At 70.0% G+C, this 7,621-nt stretch carries 6 protein-coding genes; 3 read left to right on the top strand and 3 right to left on the bottom strand.

All coding sequences use genetic code 11. From position 1 onward, the window contains the following. From ACZ6I1_RS28990 to ACZ6I1_RS28980, 3 genes are all read right to left on the bottom strand, one after another. Window positions 1-690: hypothetical protein (locus tag ACZ6I1_RS28990; protein ID WP_469291845.1), on the bottom strand; the 690-nt coding region annotated here is incomplete at its 3' end. Window positions 691-828: 138 nt separating this feature from the next. Further along, window positions 829-1,548, bottom strand: a complete 720-nt coding sequence (locus tag ACZ6I1_RS28985) for a Crp/Fnr family transcriptional regulator (RefSeq protein ID WP_469291844.1) — start codon at window positions 1,546-1,548, stop codon at window positions 829-831. Between the two features lie 99 nt (window positions 1,549-1,647). After that, complete coding sequence (locus ACZ6I1_RS28980) at window positions 1,648-4,131, bottom strand: YfhO family protein (protein ID WP_469291843.1); 2,484 nt, start codon at window positions 4,129-4,131, stop codon at window positions 1,648-1,650. Between the two features lie 435 nt (window positions 4,132-4,566). Between ACZ6I1_RS28980 and rpsL the strand changes: the two genes are divergently transcribed. From rpsL to fusA, 3 genes are read left to right on the top strand one after another with little or no spacing between them, the layout of a single operon-like run. After that, the gene (rpsL, locus tag ACZ6I1_RS28975) at window positions 4,567-4,938 is read left to right on the top strand and encodes a 30S ribosomal protein S12 (RefSeq protein ID WP_007265893.1); all 372 of its coding nucleotides are present in this window, start codon (window positions 4,567-4,569) and stop codon (window positions 4,936-4,938) included. A 2-nt stretch (window positions 4,939-4,940) separates the two neighbouring features. Continuing rightward, window positions 4,941-5,411 carry a 30S ribosomal protein S7 gene (gene rpsG / locus ACZ6I1_RS28970; protein ID WP_007265894.1) on the top strand — a complete coding sequence of 157 codons (471 nt, stop codon included), beginning with the start codon at window positions 4,941-4,943 and terminating at the stop codon, window positions 5,409-5,411. 39 nt (window positions 5,412-5,450) lie between these two features. Further along, window positions 5,451-7,583 carry an elongation factor G gene (gene fusA / locus ACZ6I1_RS28965; protein ID WP_469291842.1) on the top strand — a complete coding sequence of 711 codons (2,133 nt, stop codon included), beginning with the start codon at window positions 5,451-5,453 and terminating at the stop codon, window positions 7,581-7,583. Window positions 7,584-7,621: the final 38 nt, after the last annotated feature.

Genomic DNA, 7,621 nt, shown 5'->3' with positions numbered 1-7,621 from the left:
TTTGCCTGCCCACCCCCCCCGCCCCCCCCTGCTTTCGCCATGGGACCCGCCCCCCTCCCCCCCCCCCCCCCCCCCCCCCCCCCCCCCCCCCCCCCCCCCCCCCCCCCCCGGGCCCCCCTTCGGCAGTGGTCCGTACAGCCAGGCGGCCAGCGGGCCGTTCTTGCTGGCCATGGTGACCGGGTTGAATTCCTCGGCCGGGATGCCGGTGTGGTGGTGGCGCACGATGCCCTCGTACACCGGTTCCGAGACGCAGAGCGCGTAGTCGTCCGTGCGCTCGCGCAGAGCCTGCTTCAAGGGTTCGCCGTCCAGCAGGCGGCAGGCGTGGTTGAGGTCCGAGCCCACCCAGCCGTCGTACTGGTCGATGGCGACGTAGCCGGTGGCGAGGACCGCCCGCAGCCGGATCTGCGCCGAAGCGGACGCCAGCCGGTTCACGGCGCGCAGCTGGGCGGGCACCTCGGTCAGCAGCGTGCGCAGCAGCGTGGTGAGCGGTGCGTTCGGGTCGATCAGCTCCATGATCGCGTCGCCGCGGTCGGCACGCAGCCGTAACGTCTGGTCGATCCCGGCGGCCAGCAGGGTCCGGTCGACGACGTCGTACAGCATGCGGCGGAGGAAGGCCTGCTGGACGTCGTCACGGTCGCTGTACCGCTCGGTGTCGACCAGAAGGATGGTGCGGGGGAGTGGGTCGCTCATGATCGCCTCTCGTGGTGGATCCCTGCTGGGACAAGAGAATGGGGCAGGCGGGCGCGGCGCCGTGAGGGCGGATGACGCGCCCGGAGTGTGACGCCGTGCACTGAAGGACGGCCCGGGCGGGCTTGGGGACGGGCGCTCTCAGTCCTGGGCGGGAGGCTGTGCCCGTGCGATCCGCCGCAGGACGTCCGGCCGGACGATCACCAGGGCGCGTCGGCCCGTGATCACGACCCCGCGTGCGCGGAGCTCCTTGAGCTCGCGCTGGACCATCTCGCGGGAGGCGCCGACGGCCCCGGCGAGTTCTTCCTTGGTGAGCGGAACGGACAGCTCGACGCCGGTCGGGCCGGGGCGGCCGTGGGTGCGGGACAGGTCCAGGAGCAGGACGGCGAGGCGCTCGCGCACGCTCAGCGAGGCGAACTCCAGGCGGCGCTGGTCGGCGGCCCGGGTGCGGTCGGAGGTGAGGGCGAGCAGCTGGAGGGCGGCCGCGGGGCAGGCGGCGAGGAACGCCCGGAAGGAGTCGTGGTCGACGGCCACGGCCCGGACCGGCTCCAGCGCGGTCACGGTGGCGGACCGGACGCGCCGGGTCAGGGCGGCCGACTCGCCGAGGATGTCGCCGGGCCCGCGCAGGGCCAGCAGCGCCTGGTAGCCGTTGGGAGCGACGGCGGTCACCTTGGTCCAGCCGTGCAGGACCAGCAGGATGTGCGACGAGGGTTCGTGCTGGTGGATGAGCCGGTCGCGCGGTGCGAAGGTCAGCTCGCGGCCGAGCGCCCGTAACGCCGTGCCGTCCTCGTGCTCCAGCCGGGCCAGGAAGGGGACGCGGTCGTCCAGCCCTCCGTCGCCCGGGAGGTCTTGCCCTGCCATGCGGCCCCCCGATCCATCAGGGCGGTCAATGTACTGACCGGGGGCGCCGCGTAGATCCAGAACCACGGGATTGATGCCGTATGAACACGGACAGTGCCGCTACGAGGGCCTGCCTCGGCGCCGCAGCCCGGTCACCGTGACGCCGATGAGGAGCATCAGGCCGAGCGCGCCGCCGGCCAGGCCCGGCGTGAGGCCCTTCGGGGTGAAGGTGCAGGAGACCTTGTCCGTCCCGGGGGAGAGCCGGAGGGCGACCAGGCCGTGGAAGTTCCGCACCGGGGCCGAGCACTGCCAGCCGGGGACGTCCGTCATCGCGAAGACGGCCGTGCCGGTGGAGCCCTGCGGGAGCGTGGCCTCGATGGTGTGGCCGCCGGTCTTGACCTCGGTGGCGCCGGTGGCCTTCAGGCGGGCGACGGCCCGGTCGAGCGCGGCGCGGTCCAGGCAGCCGAGCGGGTGCTCGCCGGCGGTCGCGCCCTCGGTACGGGTCTTCACGGTGACGTCGACACGGCCCGAGGCCGGCACCTCGCCCAGCGGGAGCACTCCCGTCATCCGGTCCTCGAGGGGCCGGTCCGTACCGCCGGAGGTGAGGGTGCCGTAGAGGGCCGGGGAGTACCAGTAGGCCTCGGAGCCGGGGGTGCAGGTGGCGGCGTACACCTGCTCGGCGGCGCTGCCCGTGCGCGTGACCTGCGGGACTTGGTAGACGGTGGCGCCCAGCAGGTTCTCCTGGCGGGCGTAGACGCTGTCCGCGGGGTGGGGCGAGGCGTACGGGGCGCTGCGCACCGTGACCAGGGGCGGCGCCGGGAACGTCGAGCCCGTCCAGGTGCCCGGGGCAGCGCCGGGACGGACGCGTGCGCCGATCGAGAAGATCGCGTCGAGCACCGGGTTGTCGGCGCCGAAGAAGGTCCGGCCGTCGTTCTTGAAGCCGTAGCCGAGCGGCTCCAGCGCCCGGTACGTCGCCTCGGGGAGGTAGCTGCTGTAGTACTGCGGGCCCTCCGCCCGGAGCGCGAGGGCGTCGTTGTACGAGGTCTGCGGCGCGCCGGAGTCGGTCCGGTAGGCGGGCCAGCCGTCCACCCCCCGGACGGCTTCGAAGTGCGCGGTGATCGACTTGCCGGAGGTCGCCGTCGGCTTCGCCCAGCGCTCACGGGACCGGCGGGCGTCCGCGTTGGCCGCGGCGGCCGTGGACTCGGCGAAGACCACGCCGACCATGAGGACCGCGGCCACCGGGATCAGCCACCGGCGCTTCTCGCCCAGCGAGAGCAGGACCAGGGCCAGCAGGGAGATCGCCCCGCCTCCGAGGACGGCGGGCCAGGTCCAGCCGCCGAAGTCGTCGGTGCGGCGCAGGACGAAGGCGGCCACGACCAGCAGTCCGGCGACCAGGGCCAGGTGGAACGGGCGCGGCCGGTGGGCCAGCGCCAGCCAGGCCAGGACGACCACCATCCCGCTGAAGACGAAGGCCTCCCGGTACGGGTTGCCGTTCGGCACGGCCAGCCCGTGCCACACGTACTGCGTGGGCGGGAACTGGAACGACACGACGACGAGCAGGGTCGCGGCCGTCCACACCAGGCGGGTCCTCTTCGCGATGGCGGTGTTGAAGAGGAAGGTGCCGGCCAGGATCAGGCCGAGCGAGGCGACGTAGAGGCGCGGGCGGCCGCCCCACAGGTGCGTGGCCGGGAGCATGCCCGCGAGGAAGAGCTCGATGCGGACCGGGTCGAAGGCGGCGGCCCGGGTGGGCTGCGCCGAGCCGCTGGACAGGAAGGAGGGCAGCAGCAGCGGGAGCGTGAGCAGGATGCCGGTCGCGGCGGCCGTCGCGGCCCGCCCCAGCGCGCGCAGCCGTTGCGCGCCCGTCAGGTCGAGGGTGACCAGGCGGATGGCGAGCAGCACGCAGGCGGCCATCGTCGCCATCATCGCGGTGTAGAAGTTCCCGTACCAGGCGAGCGCGACCAGCAGGGCCGCCCCCGGCCAGCGGCGGCCCTCCAGGCACCACTCCACGGCGATGCCGAGCATCGGGAGGGCGACCAGCCCCCACAGCCACATGGGGATGTACGAGGCGTCGCTGAGCGCCCAGCCGCACAGGCCGTAGCAGGCACCGAGCACGCCGCGCTGCCACCACGGGCCGGGGCGCAGTGTGCCCAGGTACACCGCCATCAGGGCGGCGGCCGTCCCCATGGTGACCGGGGTGACCGCGAAGACGGCGAGGTCGACGTGGGCGCGCGGGACCAGGACGGCCAGCCACGAGAACGGGTTGCCGAGGTAGGTGTAGTAGTCGGACAGGAACTGCTGTCCGAAGCCGCCGCGCCAGGTGAAGAGCAGGTCGCCGGCGGCCTGCCCGTGGACCAGGTCCCATAGCGCGCGGTGGAAGGGCACGTACTGGTTGGCCTGGTCGTTGATGGCCCGCCCGGTGGTGCCGAAGGGGAAGGTGCCGCGCGCCGCCCAGGCCGCGCAGAAGGCGCCCGAGGTGACGAGGAAGGCGAGCAGCGGCCCGTACGCCCGGACGAGGCGCGGACGGCGGCGGGGCGGGGAGGGGTCGTGGCCGCCGTCGGGGGGCGGGCCGGCCGCCGTGGTCGGCTCCGAGGTGACCGTCCCCAATGTCCCGCTCCCCTGATGGTCGTGCCGTTTGGGATGAATCGCTCGGCAGTTTAGTGCGCCTGATCATGTCCCAGGACCCGTTCGGGCAGTTCAGGCCCGGCCGTCCATACCACGCCCCTACCACAGGTGCGAGTCGGCGGGGCCGCGCGGGGGTGTCGCCCGTGCGGCGCACGGGTCGTGCGGATCTGCGAGCCCGCGCGCCCGGGCTTTTGTTTTGACCGGAGTGGATGCGGTAGGTACGCTCAGACCTTGTGCCTGGGGTGTGCCTGGGCTCCCGTGCGTGTCCATCAACCGCAGGAGAGCCCGTATCGGCCACCGCGATCCATGCGTTTCCGTGCTTGCGCGGAGGTCCGCCGGATCCGACACACCCGACCGCGTGGGTCGGCAAAGTTCCAGGTTAGCTTCACTACACGGCACACAGAAACCGGAGAAGTAGTGCCTACGATCCAGCAGCTGGTCCGTAAGGGCCGGCAGGACAAGGTCGAGAAGACAAAGACTCCCGCGCTCGAGGCTTCGCCCCAGCGTCGCGGCGTCTGCACGCGTGTGTTCACGACCACCCCGAAGAAGCCGAACTCGGCGCTGCGTAAGGTCGCGCGTGTGCGTCTGACCTCTGGCATCGAGGTCACCGCTTACATTCCGGGTGAGGGACACAACCTGCAGGAGCACTCGATCGTGCTCGTGCGTGGTGGCCGTGTGAAGGACCTGCCGGGTGTTCGTTACAAGATCATCCGCGGTGCGCTTGACACCCAGGCTGTCAAGAACCGCAAGCAGGCCCGCAGCCGCTACGGCGCCAAGAAGGAGAAGTAAGAATGCCTCGTAAGGGCCCCGCCCCGAAGCGCCCGGTCATCATCGACCCGGTCTACGCATCTCCTCTGGTGACGTCGCTCATCAACAAGATCCTGCTGAACGGCAAGCGCTCCACCGCCGAGCGCATCGTCTACGGCGCCATGGAAGGCCTCCGCGAGAAGACCGGCAACGACCCGGTCATCACGCTGAAGCGCGCGCTGGAGAACGTCAAGCCGTCCCTCGAGGTCAAGTCCCGCCGTGTCGGTGGCGCGACCTACCAGGTCCCCGTCGAGGTCAAGCCGGGTCGCCAGTCGACCCTGGCCCTCCGCTGGCTCGTGGGTTACTCCCGCGCCCGTCGTGAGAAGACCATGACCGAGCGCCTCATGAACGAGCTGCTCGACGCCTCCAACGGTCTTGGCGCTGCTGTCAAGAAGCGCGAGGACACGCACAAGATGGCCGAGTCCAACAAGGCCTTCGCGCACTACCGCTGGTAGTCCCAACCCACATCGAGACCGAGAGAAGACTGAGCCGATATGGCTACCACTTCGCTTGACCTGGCCAAGGTGCGCAACATCGGCATCATGGCTCACATCGACGCGGGCAAGACGACCACCACCGAGCGCATCCTGTTCTACACCGGTGTGTCTTACAAGATCGGTGAAGTCCACGACGGCGCTGCCACGATGGACTGGATGGAGCAGGAGCAGGAGCGCGGCATCACGATCACGTCCGCCGCGACGACCTGCCACTGGCCGCTCGAGGACGTCGACCACACCATCAACATCATCGACACCCCGGGTCACGTTGACTTTACGGTCGAGGTGGAGCGTTCGCTCCGCGTCCTCGACGGTGCCGTCACCGTGTTCGACGGTGTCGCCGGTGTGGAGCCGCAGTCCGAGACCGTTTGGCGTCAGGCGGACCGCTACGGCGTCCCGCGCATCTGCTTCGTCAACAAGCTCGACCGCACCGGTGCCGAGTTCCACCGCTGCGTCGACATGATCAAGGACCGCCTTGGCGCGGTTCCGATCGTGATGCAGCTCCCCATCGGTGCCGAGGCCGACTTCCAGGGTGTCGTCGACCTCGTCACGATGAAGGCGTTCGTCTGGTCCGCCGAGGCGACCAAGGGCGAGATGTACGACATCGTCGACATCCCCGACACGCACACCGAGGCCGCTGAAGAGTGGCGCGGGAAGCTCGTCGAGACCGTCGCCGAGAACGACGACGAGATCATGGAGCTCTTCCTGAACGGCGACGAGCCGTCCGTGGAGCAGCTGCACGCCGCCGTCCGTCGCATCATCCTCGGCTCCGGCAAGGGCAAGGGCGAGCCCACGATCACCGCGGTGTTCTGTGGCACGGCGTTCAAGAACAAGGGCGTTCAGCCCCTGCTCGACGCCGTCGTCCGCTACCTGCCGTCGCCGCTGGACATCGAGGCCATCGAGGGCCACGACGTCCGCGACGCCGAGGTGGTCGTGAAGCGCAAGCCGTCCGACGAGGAGCCCCTCGCCGCGCTCGCCTTCAAGATCATGAGCGACCCGCACCTCGGCAAGCTCACCTTCGTCCGGGTGTACTCGGGCCGCCTGGAGGCCGGCACTGCGGTGCTGAACTCCGTCAAGGGCAAGAAGGAGCGCATCGGCAAGATCTACCGCATGCACGCGAACAAGCGTGAGGAGATCGACTCGGTGGGCGCCGGCGACATCGTCGCCGTGATGGGCCTGAAGCAGACCACCACCGGTGAGACGCTGTGCGACGACAAGAGCCCCGTGATCCTGGAGTCCATGGACTTCCCGGCTCCGGTCATCCAGGTCGCCATCGAGCCCAAGTCCAAGGGTGACCAGGAGAAGCTGGGTGTCGCCATCCAGCGTCTCGCGGAGGAGGACCCCTCCTTCCACGTTCACTCGGACGAGGAGACCGGCCAGACCATCCTCGGCGGTATGGGCGAGCTGCACCTCGAGGTGCTGGTCGACCGTATGAAGCGCGAGTTCAAGGTCGAGGCCAACGTCGGCAAGCCGCAGGTCGCGTACCGCGAGACGATCCGCAAGGCCGTCGAGCGTCACGACTACACCCACAAGAAGCAGACCGGTGGTACCGGTCAGTTCGCCAAGGTGCAGATCGCGATCGAGCCCATCACCGAGACCGACGGTCCGGCGTACGAGTTCGTGAACAAGGTCACCGGTGGACGCGTCCCGAAGGAGTACATCCCTTCGGTCGACGCCGGTGCGCAGGAGGCCATGCAGTTCGGCATCCTGGCCGGCTACGAGATGACGGGCGTTCGCGTCACGCTTCTCGACGGTGGCTACCACGAGGTCGACTCCTCCGAGCTCGCGTTCAAGATCGCCGGTTCGCAGGCCTTCAAGGAGGCCGCGCGCAAGGCTTCTCCCGTGCTCCTTGAGCCGATGATGGCCGTCGAGGTCACCACGCCCGAGGACTACATGGGTGACGTCATCGGCGACATCAACTCCCGCCGTGGCCAGATCCAGGCCATGGAGGAGCGTCACGGCGCTCGCGTCGTCAAGGGCCTCGTGCCGCTTTCGGAGATGTTCGGCTACGTCGGAGACCTCCGCAGCAAGACCTCGGGTCGCGCCAGCTACTCGATGCAGTTCGACTCCTACGCCGAGGTTCCCCGGAACGTCGCCGAGGAGATCATCGCGAAGGCCAAGGGCGAGTAACTCTTCGGAGTTCACGCTTTAGGCTTGCCACCGGAACC

The organism is Streptomyces sp. NPDC046303, assembly GCF_055588085.1.
This window is presented reverse-complemented; position numbering and strand designations above follow the sequence as displayed.

Excerpts from the sequence above, each read along its gene's own strand:
- fusA (WP_469291842.1), top strand. The coding sequence starts at position 5,451 with ATGGCTACCACTTCGCTTGACCTGGCCAAGGTGCGCAACATCGGCATC.
- rpsG (WP_007265894.1), top strand. The coding sequence starts at position 4,941 with ATGCCTCGTAAGGGCCCCGCCCCGAAGCGCCCGGTCATCATCGACCCG.
- ACZ6I1_RS28985 (WP_469291844.1), bottom strand. The coding sequence starts at position 1,548 with ATGGCAGGGCAAGACCTCCCGGGCGACGGAGGGCTGGACGACCGCGTC.